The following is an 18,314-nucleotide window of genomic DNA, read 5'->3' on the forward strand; positions in this document are numbered from 1 at the left end:
TCCAGTAACAATCTCAAAGGAAACCTCTTGACGAGGTTCATAAATTTACTGGCTATTCGGCACGCTGTTGAGTTCTCAAAGAACACGCGCTCACCATCTTGACCTGCGTCTTACCGCAGTTCATTCCGGGGCTTTGTGTTTCGCTTGTGGTGAAAGCTTAGCTCGTTCGTTTTCGCGGTGTCAAATCGGCCGGTTCCGGCTTCTCGGCTCCGCGATAAACTCGCTTCGCATTCATTTTGTTCTAGACCCCAGGGCGGAGGCAGCACGCTGTGCTGCTTGTTCGTTCCTGGTTGTTTGACGCCGCAGAACTCTACCCGGCCCGCTTCGCGGTGTCAACCGCTCGTTCCGGGGTTCTTGCTGGCGACTCGGTAAAAGTTACTCATGACCACCGCCGGTGTCAAATCCGCTGGTCAGCGGGCTGCAAGCGCGGCATGGCGACCTGCGTGCCCGGTCCCTTGGGCGGCACGGGACGCGGTCGCAGCCACAGCGAGATGGTCCGCATGCCCTCCATCGCGGCCACGATCTGCTCGGGGGCGGCCGGTTCCCGGGTCGCCAGCGGCACCAGGTCGTAGCCCCAGATCCGGAACTCCTTCAGGACCGTGACCGGATCGTCGCCGAAACCCTCCGTCGCCGAAGCGGAGAACTCGAGGAACACGTGCGGGCGATCCCGGCGCAACAAGCGCACCAGACCGGCCAACGCACGGTGACCACGACCGGGCGCGTCCACCCGGACGACGGACAGCTTGCGGCCCTGCAACGCCGGCACGGCCTCCAGCTCCTTGTCGAGCCGGGCCGCCCGCACGCGGGGCACGTCCTCGCCAGCGCCCTCGGGCAGCGGCGCGACCGACACCCCACCGGTCAACGACGGCTGGGTGGCCAGCTCACCGGTGGTCTCCCACGCGGCGGCGTCGACCAGGACGAGCTGCCGGGCCACCCGTTCGGGCAGGTTGACGTCCACGTTGTGCCGCAGCAGCGCCCGGGCGGACGGGCACGGCTCGACGGCGACCACCGCACCACCGGTGCCGAAGCGGCTGAGCATCCGCACGGTCTGGTACCCGACGTACGCCCCGACGTCGAGGAAGATGCCGTCCGGCTCGACCACCGAGTCGATCAGCTCCGACAGGTCGGTCTCCCACACCCCGTTGCTGGACAGCATCGGGAGCATGAACGCGTCGTCCGACGGCAGGCGCAGCAGGCCGACGTCGGTGAGGACGAGCGAGCTGCGCGGCACGGCGTCGCTGTGCCGTTCGTGCTCGCGGACGACGACCCGGCGCAACGCGTCGGCGGTCTGCTGGGCCTGGTTGGCGGCGCGCACCCCGGCGTCGAGCCTGGCGTCGCGCTCGCGCAGCGCGTCCACGACCCTGGCCTCGAGCGAGTCGATCCGGTCGAGGGTGCGTTCGAGCGCGACGGCGAGCTTGTCGATCCGCTGGGCGAGGGCGTTGTCCTGCTTGGCGCGCTTGCCGGCCTCGGCGACGACGGCGTCCTCGATCTCGCGCAGTCGTCGTCCCTGGCCCGCCATGTCCGCGCGGACCCGGACGACGCCGTCGTCCACGCCGACGAGCTGGTCGGCGAGGTGGCCCTGGTGCTCGGCGTGCTGCTCCAGCTCGGCGCGCAGCACCTCCAGCTCGCCCAGACCGATGCCGGTGGAGACCTCGTCCTGGCGGCGGACCACCTCCGAGACCGTGCGCTCGACCCCGTCCACCAGCGACGCCAGCACGTCGCGCATGTGGTTGTCGTAGTGGTCCAGGACGCGCAGGACGACCTTGCGCAGCTGGGGTGCCATGGGCGTGCGGCTGGCCGTGCCGACGTCGGGTTGGCGCAGGAGGGCGTGCTTGGCCGCGTGCAGCGGCTTGAGCGGGTCGACGGTCGGCGCGGGCTTGGCCCGGCGGGCGCGCCAGCCGCGGTAGGCGTGCTCGACGCGTTCCCGCAGCGTTTCGCCGACCTTGGCGACGTCGCGGGTGGCGCGGACGTGGTCACGGCCCCGGGCACCGATCGCGGCGGCGGTGGGCAGGTCGTCGGCGAGGGCGCGCATGAGCTTGGCGGCGGCCTGGACGTCGGGTTCGACGCCCTGGCGGCACGGCACGAAGATCACCGCGGCCCGGTCGAACAGCTCGGCGACCGCGCCGTGGTCGGAGGTGAGGATCGGCGTGGCCCTGGCGGCGTGGCGGGCGAGGGTGTGCGCGATCCGGTCGCCCGCGCCGCCGCGGTGCAGGTGGACCAGGCAGTGGACCGGGCCCAGGGTGTCGACCAGCTCGATGCGCGGGTCGGAGGCGGTGGCCAGGCGCAGGCGTTCGGCGGCCTCGGGGTGGGCGTCGGCGTGGGTGACCTCGACGCGCAGCGCGACGTCGGCTCGGTCGGGGAAGGCGGAGAGGAACGCCGTGACCGCGCCCAGCACGTTGCCCGCCCGGTCGACGGCGTGGTCGGCGAGTGCGCCGAAGATCACGCGTTCGGGTGATTCGAGGGCTTGGGGCTCGGCTTCCGGGACGGGGAGCGGGAGGACGCGGACGGTCGGGCCGCCCTGGCGTTCGAAGGCGGCGCGGGTCGACTCGGAGGGCACCCAGAGCTCGGCCGCGTCGGTCGGCTGGTCGTCGTCCAGGAGGTAGTCGACCACGAATCGGCTGTCGGGGACGCGTTCGGTCGTGCCGACGCGGATCACGACCGGGTAGCCGGCGGTGGTCGAGGTCGGTAGGCCGGAGGCGCGGGCGGCGGCGTGGACGAGTTCGGCGACCGGGCCGGTGCCGAGGACGGAGACGCCGAGCTGGTCGTGCAGGACGGGCGCTCCGGCGCGGGGGTGGGGCACGGCGTCGACCGGCATCCGGCCCGCCGCCACGCCGACGCCGGCGCACCAGTCGCGGAACGCGGGGCCGTCCGCGCCGAACGGGTCGGGGAACTGGCTGCGCAGTGCGGGGTCGGCCCGCCACACCGCCACCGCCCACCGCGTGCTGCCGGGCAGGTGGGGCAGGGGTTCGCTGGCCCAGGCCACGAAGCCCGCCCCGCCGTCGGGGGCGAAGGCGGGGGGTGGGGTGGTGCGCTCGGCGGTGGGGAGCTTGCCGGAGGGCGAGGGGGTGGCCGGGGCGGCGGTCCGGTCGGCGATGGGCTGGGGCGCGACGGGCGCGGGCTCGGCCGCGGCGGCGGACGGGTCGACGGCGGACGGGTCGACGGCAGACGGGTGGGAGGCGGACGGGTGGGAGGCAGGCGGGTCGACGGGCGCGTGACCGGTCGCCGAGGACGGGTCGGCGGCGTGCTCGAGAGCGCCGGACGCGGGAGGAGCGGGGTGGGAGGACACCTCGGCGGGCTGCGGGTCGACGGACGCGGGAACAGCCGGGTCGGCGGTGTGCTCGGTCGGGCTCGGGGGCACCTCGGTGGCGGGGGGCGCATCGGTGCCGGTGGGGTCCGAGGGCGTGGCGACGGCACCGGGGTCGGCTGGTTCGGCGGTCGCGGCAGGTGGTTCGGCCGGCTGTTCGGTCTCCGGTCGGGGTGCTTCGGCGGGTTCGGGTCGGTCCTGGGCGGCGACCCGGGCGGGAGTCGGGTCGGCGGACTCCGGGGTCGGCGGGGACGGGATGGCCCGCTCGGCGGTGACTGGTTCGGCGGTGACTGGTTCGGCGGTGGCCGGCTCGGAGGTGCCTGGCTCGGGGGTGGCGGCGGTGGTCGGGGGTTGCCAGCCGTCCGGGCTGAAGGCGGAGCCGCGGTGGGCGCGGGCGGCTTCGCGGTAGTCCGCGCGCAGTTCGTCGGGGATCTGGGTGCCGTCCGGGAGTTGACCGAAGCCGTAGCGGACCTTCTGGGGCGTGTGCCCCTTGCGCACCAGTTCCGCCCGGTACGCCGTGCACAGTTCCGCCAGTTGCGGGTGCTCCGACAGCAGCACGCGGGGCCGGTCGGCGAAGTCCGCGGACAGCAGCCACGGGCGGTGGGGGTCGAAGCCCGCGAAGTGGACGCTGCGGATCGGTTCACCGAGCGTCGTCAGCGTGCCGTCGGGACGGCGGTGCAGGTCGCGTTGCGCCGCGTTCCACACCGACAGGCCGACCGTCGCGTCCCGCAGCACGTGCAGGTTCACCAGCGCCGGGGCCATGTCGAGCACGGCCTTGGTCGCGTCCGGCGTGCGGCGCAGCTGCTCGCCCAGCGATCGCAGGAACGGCTCCGCCCCCGGCGCGACCAGCAGGAAACCGGGGTCGAACACGCCGGTCTCCAGCAGCTCGGTCGGCGTGGGCCGCAGGCCGTCGTCCGGCAACGGCCGCAGCGCCCGGGGCAGCAGCACCAACGGCCCGCGGCGGACGGCGGACTCGACCAGGTCGGTCAACGGGTGCAGCACCTGCACCCACGGGTCGAGGTACAGCACCGGCACGCCCTGGCCGAGGAGCTGCTCCAGCAGCACGGGCCGCAGCACGCCGCACAGCTGCTCGGCGGTGCAGCCGGTGGCCAGCTCGGCCAGCTCCTCCCGGCTCATCCCCAGGTCGGCGGGGGTGACCAGGCCCGGTCCGGAGTTCTCGGGCAGGGCGTCGACCACCAGCGCCAGGAACCTGGCCTGCGGGTGGTGCGCCAGGAACGAGCTGGACAGCACCTTCACCGCGGGCAGCTCGGCGGCGGTGGCCACCGTGCAGGCGATGAACGTGGGACGGGATTCCGAACGCGCGGGCACCTCGGTCACGGTCTGCAAACCTAGCTTCTCCGAGTGCCCGGTGTGCACCACCCGCACGGGCGTCTCCCTCACAGGACCGGCAGCAGGGTGCGCAACTCGTACGGCGTCACGCTGCGCCGGTACGCGTCCCACTCGGTGCGCTTGTTGCGCAGGAAGAAGTCGTACACGTGCTCGCCCAGCGCCTCGGGCAGCAGTTCCGAGTTCTCCATCTCGGTCAACGCCTCGCCGAGGTTCTGCGGCAGGTTGTCGTACCCGGCCGCGCGCCGCTCCCGGTCGGTCAGCGACCACACGTCGTCCTCGGCGGGTGGCGGCAGCTCGTAGCCCTTCTCGATGCCCTTCAGCCCGGCCGCCAGGATCACCGCGTACGCCAGGTACGGGTTGCAGGCGGCGTCGAGCGAGCGGATCTCGACCCGGCGCGACGACGACTTGCCCGGCGAGTACATCGGCACGCGGACCAGGGCGGACCGGTTCGCGTGGCCCCAGCACACGGCCGTCGGTGCCTCGCCGCCCACGATCAGGCGCTTGTAGGAGTTCACCCACTGGTTGGTCACGCCGGAGATCTCGCGGGCGTGCTTGAGCAGGCCGGCGACGAACATCTTGCCCGTGTCGGACAGCTGGTAGGGGTCCTCGGCGTCGTAGAACGCGTTGCGGTCGCCCTCGAACAGGCTCACGTGCGTGTGCATGCCGCTGCCGGGCTGGTCGGTGAACGGCTTGGGCATGAACGAGGCGCGCACCCCCTGGGTGATCGCGACCTCCTTGATCACGTACCGGAACGTCATCACGTTGTCGGCCATGGTCAGGGCGTCGGCGTAGCGCAGGTCGATCTCCTGCTGGCCGGGCGCGCCCTCGTGGTGGCTGAACTCGACCGAGATGCCCATGGCCTCCAGCGCCTCGATGGCGTGGCGGCGGAAGTGCGTCGCGGTCTCGTGGCTGGTCTGGTCGAAGAAACCGCCGTTGTCGGCCGGGATGGGCTCCGTGCCGTCGTCGGGCAGGCCCTTGAGCAGGAAGAACTCCATCTCGGGGTGCACGTAGCAGGTGAAGCCCGCTTCGCTGGCCTTGGCCAGGGCGCGGCGCAGCACGTGCCGCGGGTCGGCCCACGAGGGCGAGCCGTCCGGCATGGCGATGTCGCAGAACATCCGCGCCGAGTAGTGGCTCTTGTCCGGGGTCTGCCACGGCAGCACCTGGAACGTCGACGGGTCGGGCTTGGCCACCATGTCCGACTCGTACACGCGGGCGAAGCCCTCGATGGCCGAACCGTCGAAGCCGATGCCCTCGCTGAAGGCGCCTTCGAGCTCCGCGGGCGCGATGGCCACCGACTTGAGGAAGCCCAGGACGTCGGTGAACCAGAGCCGGACGAACCGGATGTCGCGTTCCTCGAGGGTGCGGAGCACGAACTCCTGCTGGCGGTTCATGACACGAAGCCTAGGTAAGGACGGTGAACACCGCGTTGCCGCCTCGGCCCAACGCGCTGGGCCGTTTGCCACGCGAGGGCGAATCCGCAGCTCAGCGGCTTGGCGCGCGGTTGCGCCGTGCCGGGGGCCGGGTCGATCTACGATGCACCCCATGCTCCCTCGTCGCGCCCTGATCGGGTCGCTCGTGCTCGCCCTCGCGGCGGGCTGCACGTCCTCCGGCGGCGCCGGCTCCCTGCCCGACGGGCCGGAGGTGCTGGCCAGGGCGGCCGCGGGCATGAAGGCGGTGACCAGCACGCACTTCACGATCAAGGTCGACGGCGAGCTGCCGGGCGTGACCGTGAAGGACGCGGAGGGCGACCTGAACGCCGCGGGCGGGTCGGCGGGCCGGGCGAAGGTCGAGCAGTTCGGCCAGCTCGTCGAGGTCGAGTACGTGCTGGTGGAGCAGGACCTGTACTTCAAGGGGCCCACCGGCGGGTTCACCAGGCTGCCGGCGGCGCTCGCGGGCCAGGTGTACGACCCGACCGCGATCCTGGACCCGGACAAGGGCGTGGCCCGCGTGCTGGCCGACGCGCGCGACGCGAAGACCGTGTCGAACGACGACGGCGTGGCGGTGGTCGAGGCGACCGTGCCGCGTGACGTGGTCGCCGGGTTGGTGCCGGGCATCGACGCCGACGTGGCCTCGCGGTTCTCGGTGCGGGACGAGCGGTTGCGGGAGGCGCTGTTCACCCTGCCGAACGGGGCGAAGGTGACGATCGCGCTGTCGGACTTCAACAAGCCCGTCACCGTCTCGCCGCCGGCGTGAGCCCCGCGGCGAATCCCCCGGTGGGCGGTCCGGTGGACGGTTCCGCGGTGCGGGCGCGGCGGCTGGCGATCGGGGCGGGCGCGGCGGCGGTGCTGCTCGGCGCGCTGGACGCGTACGTGGTCGTCGGCGTGCTCGTGGACATGGTGCGCGACCTGGGCATCCCGGTGAACCACCTGGAGCGCGCGACGCCCGTGGTGACCGGTTACCTGCTCGGGTACGTGGCCGGGATGCCGCTGCTGGGCCGGCTGTCGGACCGGTTCGGCCGGCGGTTCGTGCTGCACCTGTGCCTGGCCGGGTTCGCGGTCGGCTCGGCGGTGACGGCGCTCGCGGGCGACCTGCCCCTGCTCGTGGCCGGGCGGGTGGTGCAGGGGTTGGCCGGCGGCGCGCTGCTGCCGGTGACGATGGCGCTGGTCGCGGACCTGTGGACGGCCGAACGGCGTGCGTCGGCGTTGGGCGTGGTGGGCGCGGCGCAGGAGCTGGGCAGCGTGCTGGGCACGCTGTACGGCGTCGGGTTGGCGTCGCTGTTCAACGCCTGGTCGTTCTTCGAGTCCGTCGAGCCGCAGAGCTGGCGGTGGGTCTTCTGGGTGAACCTGCCGCTGGCCGCGATCGCGATGGGGGTCGTGCAGCTGAGCGTGCCCCGGTCGGTCCGCTCGTCCGGGCGGGTCGACCTCGTCGGCGGCGGGTTGCTCGCGCTGGCGCTGTCGCTGCTGGTGGTGGGCCTCTACAACCCCGACCCGGCGCGGTCGGTGCTGCCGTCGTGGGGCTGGCCCGCGCTGGGCGCGTCGGTGGTGGTGTTCGCCGGGTTCGCGTGGTGGGAGCGGCGGTCGCCGGTGCGGCTGCTGGACCCGGCCGGCGTGGCGGCGGTCCCGTTCCTGGCGGCGCTGGGCGTGTCGCTGGCGACCGGGGCGGCGCTGATGGTGACGTTGGTGGACGTGGAGCTGTTCGCGCGGACCGTGCTGGGGCGCGACTCGGCCGCGGCGGCGGGGGTGCTGGCGCGGTTCCTGGTGGCGTTGCCGGTCGGGGCGCTGGTCGGCGGGTGGTTGGCGGCGCGGACGGCCCGGGGCGACCGGTGGGTGTCGTTCGCCGGGCTGGCGGTGGCCGCGGTCGCGTACGTGCTGATCTCGTGGTGGCCGGCCGAGGTGTCGTCGTTCGTGGTGGGGCGGGACCTGGCGGTGGCCGGGTTCGGGCTGGGGCTGGTGATCGCGCCGGTGTCGGCGGCGGTGCTGCGGGTCGTGCCGGCGTCGCAGCACGGTGTCGCCTCGGCGGCCGTGGTGGTCGCGCGGATGACCGGGATGCTGGTCGGGGTGGCCGGGCTGTCGGCGTGGGGGCTGCACCGGTTCCGGGAGCTGACGGCCGACCTGGACACGCCGCTGCCGTTCGGGCTGACGCCCGGGGAGTTCGCCGAGAAGGCCGAGGCGTACCGGCAGGCGCTGACGGCGGCGCTGCTGACCGAGTACCACGAGATCTTCCGGATCACGGCAGTCGTGTGCGCGGTCGGCGCGGTGGTGTCGCTGCTGCTCCCCCGCGCCCGCTAAGAGCAACGGTTCGGTTGGTTACCATGGCGGCGTGGCCTGGAACACCGAGGAGACGCGTCGGCGCCTGAAGGAGGCGGCGGTCGTCGAGTTCGCCGAGCACGGGCTGGCGGGCACCCGGGTGGAGCGGATCGCGGCGCGGGCCGGGGTGAACAAGGAGCGGCTGTACAACTACTTCGGCGACAAGGAGCAGTTGTTCAACGCCGTGCTGTCCGACGAGCTGGCCAAGATCGCCGCGGCCGTGCCGCTGGAGGCGCTGCGGGACGTCGGCGACTACGCGGGCCGGTGCTTCGACTACCACGTGGCGAACCCGCACCTGGTGCGGTTGCTGCAGTGGGAGGCGCTGGCCTACGGCGACGGCGCGGTGGCCGACGAGGAGGGGCGGACCGCGCACTACCGGCGGAAGGTCGACGCCTTCCGGGCCGCGCAGGCGGACGACGTGCTGGCGTCGTCGCCGGGGGCGGCGGACCTGGTGTTCCTGGTCATGTCGCTGTCGTCGTGGTGGTTGGCCGTGCCCCAGATCGCGCGGATGGTGACGGGGCCGGAGGACGTCGCGCGGCGGCGGGCAGCGGTGGTGGAGGCGGCCCGGCGGATGGCCGCGCCCGGCGCCGAGCCGCGGTAGACCGCGGTCCGAGGCCGGGCGCGGGTCGTCAGGCGGCCGGGTTCGGCGCGGACGGCGGTGCCGGGCGGGGGCCCAGGACCAGGACCGCCGCGGCGAGGAGCAGCAGGGCGGCGAGGGTCAGGCAGACCGCCGCGAAGCCGGCCGGGGCCAGGGCCGTCACCAGGACCGGGCTGATGCCGCCGCCCAGGCCGACCAGGAAGCCGTACCCCGCCAGGGCCGCTCCCCTCGCCTCACCGGCCGCGCGGCCGACCAGCGCCACCAGGGCCGGGATCGTCACGGCCAGGCCGGCCACGAAGACGGCGCTGCCCACGAGCAGCACGGGCAGCGTGGTGGACGCCGCTTCCAGCGCCAGGCCGGCCGCGGCGACCAGGAAGGCCGCGGGCGCGACGCGGTGGGGGCCGAACCGGGTGATCAGCGGGCCGGCGAACAGGCCGAGCGCGATGCCGGGCAGGCCGGGCAGGCGCAGCAGGAGCAGGTCCGCCGCGTCGTGGATGCCGTAGCGCTGGCCGACGGTCGTGGTCAGGGCGGTGTACATGCCGACGAACGTCAGCAGCAGGGTGATCGCACCCGCGTAGGCCACCAGCAGCGGCGGGCGGCGGAGGAGCTCACCGAAGCGGGTGAACGTGGTGGCCGGCGTGGTGGGGGTCGGGCGGGGCACCTCCGGCAGCCGGGTCACCGCCAGGGCCACCGCGAGCAGCGCCGGGACCACCAGCCAGAACACCCAGCGCCAGCCGACGGCCTGGTCGACGCCCAGGGCGTAGGCCTGCCCGATCAGGCCTGCCAGCAGGAACGAGCCGGACACCGCCGTCACGCCCACCGCGCGGCGCGCGGGCGGCAGGGCTTCGGCGGCGTAGGCGAGGGACACGGACGGGATCGCGGCGGCCAGGAAGCCCTGGACCACGCGAGCCGCCAGCAGCGGGCCGAAGGCGGTCGACGCGCCCGCGACCACCCCGACCACGGCGCCCGCGGCCAGGCCGAAGGCCATCACGCGCCGCCGGTCGTAGCGGTCGGAGATGGTGCCGAAGACCAGGTTGCCCAGGGCGAACGCGAAGCCGAAGCCACCGCCCACCCACGACGCGGCGGAGAGGGTGACGCCGTAGCGGTCGGCCACGCCGGTCAGCAGCGGCACGGTCAGGTAGAGCTGGCCCACCGCGAGGATCACCGCCGCCACGAGGGTCGCGACCAGGACGGGTGCCCGGGTCGTCGGGCCGGTCGGTGGGTTGGTGGTCCGGACGGGGGTTGTGCTCGGGCTCGGCGAGGGCGGCACGGGGTCTCTCCCTGGTGCGAAGAATTCCAACGCTGTGGTTGGACCCAACGTACGCCCGTTCGGGCGCAAACTCCAACGGTGGAGATGGAGTGTGCGGTGCGTCACCGCTAAGAGGGGCTATCGCTCGGGCGGGTGAAGCGAGGTGCGGGTGGTCCGCAGTGGACGGACCATGGCCGCATGACGTATCCCGAAGCGAACACCGCTGGTCAGGAGCCGCGCGCCGACGCGCCGCCCGGCCAGTCGCGAGCGTTGTGGATCACCTTCGGGGTGATCACCCTGGTGATCGGTCTCGCCGTGCTGCTGTGGCCGGGGCTGACGTTGCTGACCGCCGCCGTGCTGTTCGGCCTGGAGATGCTGATTACCGGCGTGTTCTGGCTGGTCAGCTCGTTCACCCGGGACGAGCCGGGCCGGCAGCGCTGGCTGCTGGCGGTGGCCGGGCTGCTGGCGCTGGTCGCGGGCATCCTGTGCCTGCGCGCGCCGTTCCAGACCATCGCCGTGCTGGCGCTGCTGCTGGGGGTGACCTGGGTGGTCGGCGGGGTCGCCGAGGTGTTCCACGGCTTCGGCCGCAGCGGGTGGGCGGTGTTCTCCGGCGTGGTCACGGCGATCGGCGGGATCGTGGTGCTGGTCTGGCCGGTGGCGAGCCTGATCGCGCTGGCGTGGCTGCTCGCCGTCGTGCTGATCGTGCTCGGAGCGATGGCCATCGCGGGCGCGATCGCCGCGAGCCGCAAGCCGCGGGCCACGTCGGCGGCCGCCCGCCCCACCGGGACGGCGGCCACCGCGTGACCCGACGGGTCAGCCCTCGCGCCAGCCGCTGGTGATCGGCAGCCTGCGGTCGCGGCCGAACGCCTTGAACGTGATCTTCGTGCCCGGCGGGTACTGGCGGCGCTTGTACTCGGCCTTGTCCACCATGCGCAGCACCTTGTCGACCAGCTCGTGGGTGAAGCCCATCGCGATCAGGTCGCGGTAGCCCTTGTCGCCCTCCACGTAGTCGTCCAGCACCGAGTCCAGCAGCTCGTAGTCCGGCAGCGAGTCGGTGTCGACCTGGCCCGGCCGCAGCTCGGCCGACGGCGGCTTGGTGATGGAGTTCTCCGGGATCGGCGGCAGCTCGCCCAGCTTCTCCGCCTCGGCGTTGCGCCACCGCGCCAGGTCCCACACCAGGGTCTTGAGCACGTCCTTGATCGGCGCGAACCCGCCGACCGCGTCGCCGTAGATGGTCGAGTAACCCACGGCCAGCTCGGTCTTGTTGCCGGTGGCCAGCACCAGGTGCCCGTGCTGGTTGGACAGCCCCATCAACGTGACGCCCCGGCACCGGGCCTGCACGTTCTCCTCCGCGAGGCCGGTCAGCCCGAGCTGGTCCACGAACACGCGGACCATGTCCGCGATCGGCTGCACCTCGTAGTGGCAGCCCGTGCGCTGCGCCAGCTCGTGGGCGTCGGACTTCGAGTGGTCCGACGAGTACACCGAGGGCATCGAGACGCCGTAGACGTGGTCCGCGCCCAGCGCGTCCACGGACAGCGCCGCCACGACCGCCGAGTCGATGCCGCCCGACAGCCCGAGCACGACCGAGCGGAAGCCGTTCTTGTGCACGTAGTCGCGCAGACCGGTGACCAGCGCGTGCCACACCTCGGCCTCGTCGGACAGCGGCTCCGCCGACGGCGGCACGGGCAGCGGCTCGTAGGCGGGCAGGGGCTCGTCGACCAGCGTCCGGCGGTGCACGGCGAACCCGCCGAACTGCCCTTCGACGCGGGGCGTGCCGCCGGGCAGGTCGACGTCGAGCACGACCAGGTGCTCCACGAACTGCGGCGCGCGGGTGATCAGCGAGCCGTCCGCGGCCACCACCATCGTGTCGCCGTCGAAGACCAGCTCGTCCTGCCCGCCGATCAGGTTCACGTAGGCCAGGGGCGCGCCCGCCTCGACCGCGCGCCGCGCCACCAGCGGCAGCCGCGCGTCGTCCTTCTTGCGCTCGTACGGCGACGCGTTCGGCGAGACCACCAGGTCCACGCCCGCCTCGCCGAGGGCGGCGATCGGGCCGCCGTCCTGCCACAGGTCCTCGCAGATCACCATGCCGATCTCCAGGCCGTGCACGCGCACGACGTCCAGCGAGTCGCCGGGCGTGAAGTAGCGGCGCTCGTCGAACACGCCGTAGTTCGGCAGGTGGTGCTTGTGCTGCCGCGCCACGACCCGGCCGCGGTGCAGCACGGCGGCGGCGTTGCGCATGCCCCGCTCGTCGCGGTCGAGGTAGCCGACGAACACGACCAGCTCGCCGCACCCCTCCTCGGCCAGGCGGGACGCGAGCGCGGTCAGCGCCTCCTTGGACGCCTCCGCGAACGACACGCGCAGGGCCAGGTCCTCGACCGGGTACCCGGTCAGCGCCATCTCGGGGAAGACCGCGAGGTGCGCGCCCGCCTCCACGGCCTTGCGGGACCACTCGGCGACGAGTTCGGCGTTTCCCGCCAGGTCGCCGACACAGGCGTTGACCTGGGCGAGGGCGAGTCGGAGCTGAGGCATGCAGGCATTCTCGCTCACTCCGAGCGACCTTGGCGGGCGTTGTGGCCGACGAGTCACACCTACGATCGGTGACGTGCGCCGTCCGATGATGCTGTTCCTCGTCCTCCCGCTCCTCGCCTCGTGCACGAGCGTGCTGCCCGGCTCCCCCACCGCCGGGACCGAGCTGGAGCGCAGAGGACCGGCCGGCGCGGTGCCCGCCGGGCTGGAGCGGTTCTACGGCCAGCAGCTCGGCTGGGAGGACTGCGGGCCGTACGCCACGACCGGCACGACGACGTCGCAGTTCAAGAACAAGAAGTCGATCGAGTGCGCCCGCCTGGAGGTGCCCCTCGACTACGCCGAGCCCGACGGTCGCACCATCAAGGTCGGGCTGCTGCGGCAGCGCGCGACCGGTGACCGCATCGGCTCGCTGATCATCAACCCGGGTGGTCCCGGCGCGTCCGGCATGGCCGCGGCGGCGAGCATGGGTTCGCAGGTGAAGTCGACGCCGGTGGGTGAGCGGTTCGACCTGATCGGGTTCGACCCCCGCGGCATCGGGGCGAGCGAACCGCAGGTCAAGTGCCTGACCGACGCCGAGCGCGACGCCGACCGGCTCGACAACGACATCGACACCTCGCCGGCCGGGATCGCGCAGACCGAGGCGGAGAACAAGGCTTACGCCGACAAGTGCGCCTCGATGACCGGCGTGGACGTGCTCGCGAACGTCGGCACCAGGGACGTCGTGCGCGACCTCGACGTCATGCGGTCCGCGCTCGGCGACGAGAAGCTGACCTACCTGGGCTACTCGTACGGCACGCACATCGGCGCGGCCTACGCGCAGGCGTTCCCCGGCAACGTGCGGGCGCTCGTGCTCGACGGCGCGGTCGACCCGACGCAGAACCAGGTCGAGTCGCTGATCGCGCAGGGCGCGGGGTTCCAGAAGGCGTTCGACGCGTTCGCCGCGTGGTGCGCGAAGCGGCAGGACTGCGCGCTGGGCAACGACCCGGCGAAGGCCAACCAGGCGTTCCGGGAGCTGACGCTGCCGCTCGTGCAGCGGCCGGTGGCGGTGGGCGACCGGAAGCTGTCGTACAACGACGCGATCACCGGCGCCATCCAGGCCATGTACACCGAGGAGCTGTGGGCACCGCTGAACAGCGGGTTGACCGAGCTGAAGAACAACCGCGGCGACGTGCTCATGCTGCTGGCGGACAACTACTTCGACCGCGACCAGGCCGGCCGGTACTCCACGATCACCGACGCGTTCGTCGCCGTGAAGTGCGTGGACGAACCGCGGGTGACGGACCGGAACGTGCTCACCGACGTGGCCCGGCGGTACAAGCAGGCCGCGCCGTTCCTGGACGACGGCCAGCCGCCGGGCGCGGCGCTGGACTCGTGCGCCTTCTGGCCCGTGCCGCCGAGCGTGCAGGAGCACAAGCCGGTCTCCGGCCTGCCGCCGGTGCTGGTGATCTCCACGACGGGCGACCCGGCCACGCCGTACGAGGCGGGGGTGAACCTGGCGAAGGAGCTGGGCGGCGGGCTGCTCACGTTCGAGGGCAACCAGCACACCGTCTACTTCCACGGCAACGAGTGCGTGGACGAGGTCGGGCACGCGTACCTGGTGGACCTGAAGCTGCCGGCGGAGGGCAAGCGCTGCTCCTAGCCGCCCGCCCGCCGATCGCGGGTCAGATCCAGAGCAGTTCCGAGTCCTTGAACAGGTGCAGGCAGCTCTCGGGGCCCTGCAGGCTCATGCGCAGGCCGCCGTCCTCGGAGACGACCTGCGCGCTCTCCTCGAACGCCAACCCCCACGCCGCCACCTGGAGGTCCGGCGTCCGCTCCACCACGGCGAACAGGCGCGGAGCCTCCTCCGCCACCCACTCGCGCTCTTCACTCGTCATGAGCGGAACGGTAAACCCGACCAGTCAAGTTGACTAGAGACCTGATCGGGTGACCAGGCGTGGCCGGGGGCGGGGTCGGGCAGACTGTCGGCGATCAACGGCTGAGGAGACCCATGACGAGCAGCGACCGCAGCCCGGTCGACTACCGCGTCGGCCTCGCGCACCGCCTCCGCGAACTGATGCGCCGCACCGGTGTGACGAAGGCCGATGTCCAGGCCAGGCTGGGGTGCTCGGAGTCGAAGGTCGGCAAGATCCTGCGCGGCGACCACTCGATCGCACCGCTGGAACTGGCGGCCCTGCTGGACCTCCTCGGGGTGGCGGACGACGAGCGGTCGGACCTGACCCACCTCGGGGAGGAGGCCCGGAAGCGCCGTCCCAAGACCCCGTGGGGCGCGGCCATCCCGGACCGGCTCCGGAAGTACTTCAACACCGAGGAGACCGCGCGGCGCATCGAGGCGTACCGGCCGGACCTCCTGCACGGGTTGGCGCAGACCGAGGCGTACGCCCGCGCGGTGATCAAGACCAACCCCGCGCTGCGCCCCCAGGAGGTGGAGAGCCTGGTGCAGGCGCGGATGGCCCGGCAGAGGAGGCTGACCGGGCCCAACGCGCCGGAGTACGTGCTGGTGATCAGGCAGTCCGTGCTGCGGGCCCCGGTCGGGTCGCCGGAGACCCGGTTCGAGCAGTTGCGGCACTTGAGGAAGCTGGCCGGCCTGCCCCACGTGACGTTGCGGGTCATCCCGGACAGCGTCGGCCTGACCAGCGCGCTGTACTTCCCGTTCGAGATCCTCACCCCGCCGGGCGGGGTGCGCAAGACCGTGTACGTGGAGACGTTGACGGATGGGCTGTTCGTCGACGAGGAGACGCGGATCTCCCACTACGAAGCCGTTTTCCGGGAGCTTCTGGCGGTTTCGACCACGGAACTGCTTGATAGCGTTGAGGCATGACGTGGCGGAAGAGCAGCTACAGCGGCAACAGCGGTGGTAGCTGCGTCGAGGTGCGGGAGGGGTTGGACGCGGTCCGGGACTCGAAGAACGCCGACGGGCCGGTCCTGGAGTTCACGCCTGCTGCTCTGAAGGCGTTCCTGCGGGCACTGCGGCCCAGCTCGCCAGCAGCTTGAGGCGTTCCTCGGTCGGCGAGCCGACCCGCGCCGTGTAGACGGCCAGCACCACGTCCGGGTCGCCGCTCGGCCGCAGGGTCTCGTAGTCGAGGTCCAGGTCGCCGACCACGGGGTGGCGCACGAGCTTCGTGCCGTGCGTCTTCTCCAGCACCTTGTGCTGCGCCCACAGCCTGCGGAACGTCTCGTCCTTCACCGACAGCTCCCCCACCAGCGCCGCGAGCCTGGCGTCGTCCGGGTAGCGGCCGGCGTCCAGCCTGAGGAAGGCCACCATGTCGGCGGCGACCGAGGGCCAGTCGCGGTAGAAGGTGCGGGACTCCGGGCGCAGGAACGTGTGCCTGGCCGAGTTGCGGTCCTCCGGCGGGAGGTCGTCGAAGCCGTAGAGGGCACCGGCCAGCGCGTTCCACGCGATGATGTCCGCGCGGCGGCCCATGGCGAACACGGGCACGTCCGCCATCATGTCCAGCAGCCGCCGCAGGCCCGGTCGGACGCGTTGCGGCGCGGGCCGCCTGGTCGGCGCGGGGCGGACCAGGTTGCGCAGGTGGGCGCGCTCGGTCTCGTCCAGGCGCAGCACCCGGGCGACGGCGTCGAGCACCGAGTCCGACACGGCCGGCGTGCGGCCCTGCTCCAGGCGCATGTAGTAGTCCACGCTCACGCCCGCCAGCAGCGCCAGCTCCTCGCGGCGCAGGCCGGGCACGCGCCGCCGACCGCCGCCGGGCAGGCCCACGTCGTCCGGGCGGACGCGGGCCCGCCGGCTGCGGAGGAATTCGCCGAGGTCGTGGTTCACCCACCCAGTATGGCCGCGCCCCGGCCCCGGAACCTGGGTACTGGCAGACCTGGGGAAGCCGGTCCCCCAGGATGACCGGAGCCTCCGGTACCCGCCTCCACCGGGTCCAGTGTTCTTGCCATGACCTACGACCTGAACAACCGCACTGCCGTCGTCACCGGTGCCGCGAGCGGCATCGGCACCGAGATCGCCCTGGTCCTCGCCCGGTCGGGGGCGAAGGTCGCGCTGCTGGCCCGCCGGGCCGACCGGCTCGCCGACCTGGCCGACAAGATCGCCGCCGAGGGCGGGCAGGCGCTCGCCGTGTCCGCCGACGTGACCGGTGACCTCACCGCGGCGGTGGACGCGATCCACGGCGCCTTCGGCCCGGTCGACCTGGTGGTGAACAACGCGGGCGTGATGCTCGCCAACCCCCTCACCGAGGGCCGCGACGACGAGTGGCACCGGATGATCGACACCAACCTCAAGGGCCTGCTGAACGTGACGAAGGCGTTCACCGCCGACCTGGTGGCGGCGGGCGCGTCCGGCACCGCCGACCTGGTCAACATCTCGTCCATCGGCGCGCACCTGACCTTCCCGAACTACGCCGTCTACACCGCGACCAAGGCCGCCGTCACGCACCTGTCGGCGAACCTGCGCACGGAGCTGGGCCCGCTGGGCGTGCGGGTGACGAACGTCGAGCCCGGCCTGGTCACCAGCGAGCTGGCCGACCACATGGACAACCCGGAGGTGGACGCGCACCTGGCCGCGTGGCGCGAGGAGGTGCCGCCGCTGAACCCGGCCGACGTCGGTGACGTCGTCGGGTTCGCCGCCAGCCGGCCCAAGCACGTGAACCTGCGGCAGATCATGGTGCTGCCGACCCTGCAGGTGTGAGTGCCCGAGCCGCCCGCCGACGGGCGTCGGTGGGCGGCTCAGCCCGACCGGCGGCCGCGGTAGGCGCGCTGCTGGCAGGCGCGGGAGCAATAGGCGCGGGGTCGCCCGGACGCGGGCTGCTCGACCGGCCCGCCACACATCCGGCAAGTTTCATCACGCTTTACATCACGCCGGTTGATGAGGATCTCGATGCCGTCGAGCAGCCGGGCCAGGCCGAAGCCGAACGGGTCGGGCTGGTCGAAGCCCCCGGTCTCCCACAGCCGGGTCACCGTCGGGAAGCGGTCGAAGCGGGCGTACAGCGAGTCCCGGGCGCCCCACCACTCCTCGTCGCCGACCCCGGTGCTCCGCTCCGTCCGCGCGGCCTCGACCAGCGCCGCCGCCTCGGCGTCCACGAAGCGGGCGACCAGGCCGACGGACGCGACCACCTCGGCGGGCGGCAGGCCGGTGTCGGCGAGGATGGCCAGCGCGTGCTCGAAGTGGGCCAGCGCGTTCGGTCCGGGCACGTGCCGGGCACCGCGTTCCTCGGCCAGCCACGGGTGTCGTTTGCGCAGCTCCCACGCGGCGTGGGCGAACGCCTCCAGCCGGGCGCGCCACCCCTGGTCCGGCCGCGGCGCGGGCGGGTCGCCCAGCACGGCGTCCCGCATCAGGTCGACCAGGTGCGCGCGGCCGGGCACGTGCCGGTACAGCGACATGGTGGTGAAGCCGAGCCGTTCGGCGACCTTGCGCATGGACAGCCCCGCCAGGCCCTCCGCGTCGGCCACCTCGACCGCCGCGGCCACGATCGCGGGCAGGCTCAGCCCCGGCCGCCCGTCCCACAGCAGCTCGACCGAGCGGTCCGGATCGCCGGCTTTCCCCATCGCGCACCTCCGCGCCCATGGTATACATCCCGTCTGTTT

General features: G+C 72.9%; 15 protein-coding genes. 8 read left to right on the forward strand and 7 right to left on the reverse strand.

Annotation, left to right across the window (positions count from 1 at the left end):
- Positions 1–397 precede the first annotated feature (397 nt).
- Entirely contained in the window at positions 398–4,690 is a 4,293-nt protein-coding gene (locus ACIGNX_RS28510; protein ID WP_396543894.1) for an FkbM family methyltransferase, read from the reverse strand.
- A gap of 11 nt (positions 4,691–4,701) precedes the next feature.
- Complete coding sequence (locus ACIGNX_RS28515; protein ID WP_396543895.1) at positions 4,702–6,045, reverse strand: glutamine synthetase family protein; 1,344 nt, start codon at positions 6,043–6,045, stop codon at positions 4,702–4,704.
- 151 nt (positions 6,046–6,196) lie between these two features.
- On the opposite strand from ACIGNX_RS28515, the gene ACIGNX_RS28520 reads away from it, so the two are divergent.
- From ACIGNX_RS28520 to ACIGNX_RS28530, 3 genes are read left to right on the forward strand one after another with little or no spacing between them, the layout of a single operon-like run.
- Positions 6,197–6,847, forward strand: coding sequence for an LppX_LprAFG lipoprotein (locus tag ACIGNX_RS28520; protein WP_396543896.1), 651 nt, complete (start codon positions 6,197–6,199; stop codon positions 6,845–6,847).
- A 32-nt stretch (positions 6,848–6,879) separates the two neighbouring features.
- Positions 6,880–8,382, forward strand: coding sequence for an MFS transporter (locus tag ACIGNX_RS28525; RefSeq protein ID WP_396543897.1), 1,503 nt, complete (start codon positions 6,880–6,882; stop codon positions 8,380–8,382).
- A 31-nt stretch (positions 8,383–8,413) separates the two neighbouring features.
- On the forward strand, positions 8,414–9,001 hold the full coding sequence (locus ACIGNX_RS28530) for a TetR family transcriptional regulator (RefSeq protein WP_396543898.1): 588 nt from the start codon (positions 8,414–8,416) through the stop codon (positions 8,999–9,001).
- A 28-nt stretch (positions 9,002–9,029) separates the two neighbouring features.
- On the opposite strand, the gene ACIGNX_RS28535 is transcribed toward ACIGNX_RS28530, so the two are convergent.
- Positions 9,030–10,268, reverse strand: a complete 1,239-nt coding sequence (locus ACIGNX_RS28535; protein ID WP_396543899.1) for an MFS transporter — start codon at positions 10,266–10,268, stop codon at positions 9,030–9,032.
- Between the two features lie 177 nt (positions 10,269–10,445).
- Between ACIGNX_RS28535 and ACIGNX_RS28540 the strand changes: the two genes are divergently transcribed.
- The gene (locus tag ACIGNX_RS28540; protein ID WP_396543900.1) at positions 10,446–11,051 is read left to right on the forward strand and encodes an HdeD family acid-resistance protein; all 606 of its coding nucleotides are present in this window, start codon (positions 10,446–10,448) and stop codon (positions 11,049–11,051) included.
- 9 nt (positions 11,052–11,060) lie between these two features.
- Here ACIGNX_RS28540 and ACIGNX_RS28545 read toward each other — a convergent pair whose 3' ends face one another.
- A complete protein-coding gene (locus tag ACIGNX_RS28545; protein ID WP_396543901.1) occupies positions 11,061–12,776 on the reverse strand; it encodes an NAD+ synthase in 1,716 nt (571 codons plus the stop codon).
- Positions 12,777–12,861: 85 nt separating this feature from the next.
- On the opposite strand from ACIGNX_RS28545, the gene ACIGNX_RS28550 reads away from it, so the two are divergent.
- Positions 12,862–14,412, forward strand: coding sequence for an alpha/beta hydrolase (locus ACIGNX_RS28550; RefSeq protein WP_396544071.1), 1,551 nt, complete (start codon positions 12,862–12,864; stop codon positions 14,410–14,412).
- A 22-nt stretch (positions 14,413–14,434) separates the two neighbouring features.
- Here ACIGNX_RS28550 and ACIGNX_RS28555 read toward each other — a convergent pair whose 3' ends face one another.
- Positions 14,435–14,647 (reverse strand): hypothetical protein, encoded by a 213-nt coding sequence (locus ACIGNX_RS28555; protein WP_396543902.1) that lies wholly within the window; start codon positions 14,645–14,647, stop codon positions 14,435–14,437.
- Positions 14,648–14,760: 113 nt separating this feature from the next.
- On the opposite strand from ACIGNX_RS28555, the gene ACIGNX_RS28560 reads away from it, so the two are divergent.
- Together ACIGNX_RS28560 and ACIGNX_RS28565 are read left to right on the forward strand one after the other, a co-directional pair.
- The gene (locus ACIGNX_RS28560; RefSeq protein ID WP_396543903.1) at positions 14,761–15,591 is read left to right on the forward strand and encodes a helix-turn-helix domain-containing protein; all 831 of its coding nucleotides are present in this window, start codon (positions 14,761–14,763) and stop codon (positions 15,589–15,591) included.
- Positions 15,588–15,764, forward strand: coding sequence for a DUF397 domain-containing protein (locus ACIGNX_RS28565; protein WP_396543904.1), 177 nt, complete (start codon positions 15,588–15,590; stop codon positions 15,762–15,764). Before ACIGNX_RS28560 ends, ACIGNX_RS28565 begins: the two co-directional genes overlap by 4 nt.
- On the opposite strand, the gene ACIGNX_RS28570 is transcribed toward ACIGNX_RS28565, so the two are convergent.
- Positions 15,703–16,548 (reverse strand): helix-turn-helix transcriptional regulator, encoded by an 846-nt coding sequence (locus tag ACIGNX_RS28570; protein WP_396543905.1) that lies wholly within the window; start codon positions 16,546–16,548, stop codon positions 15,703–15,705. The two genes, ACIGNX_RS28565 and ACIGNX_RS28570, sit on opposite strands and share 62 nt — an antisense overlap.
- Before the next feature lie 120 nt (positions 16,549–16,668).
- Between ACIGNX_RS28570 and ACIGNX_RS28575 the strand changes: the two genes are divergently transcribed.
- On the forward strand, positions 16,669–17,418 hold the full coding sequence (locus ACIGNX_RS28575) for an SDR family oxidoreductase (protein ID WP_396543906.1): 750 nt from the start codon (positions 16,669–16,671) through the stop codon (positions 17,416–17,418).
- A 38-nt stretch (positions 17,419–17,456) separates the two neighbouring features.
- Here ACIGNX_RS28575 and ACIGNX_RS28580 read toward each other — a convergent pair whose 3' ends face one another.
- Positions 17,457–18,275 (reverse strand): TetR/AcrR family transcriptional regulator C-terminal domain-containing protein, encoded by an 819-nt coding sequence (locus tag ACIGNX_RS28580; RefSeq protein ID WP_396543907.1) that lies wholly within the window; start codon positions 18,273–18,275, stop codon positions 17,457–17,459.
- Positions 18,276–18,314 lie beyond the last annotated feature (39 nt).

Source organism: Actinosynnema sp. NPDC053489, assembly GCF_044544865.1.
In the GTDB taxonomy this organism is placed as follows: Bacteria; Actinomycetota; Actinomycetes; order Mycobacteriales; family Pseudonocardiaceae; genus Actinosynnema.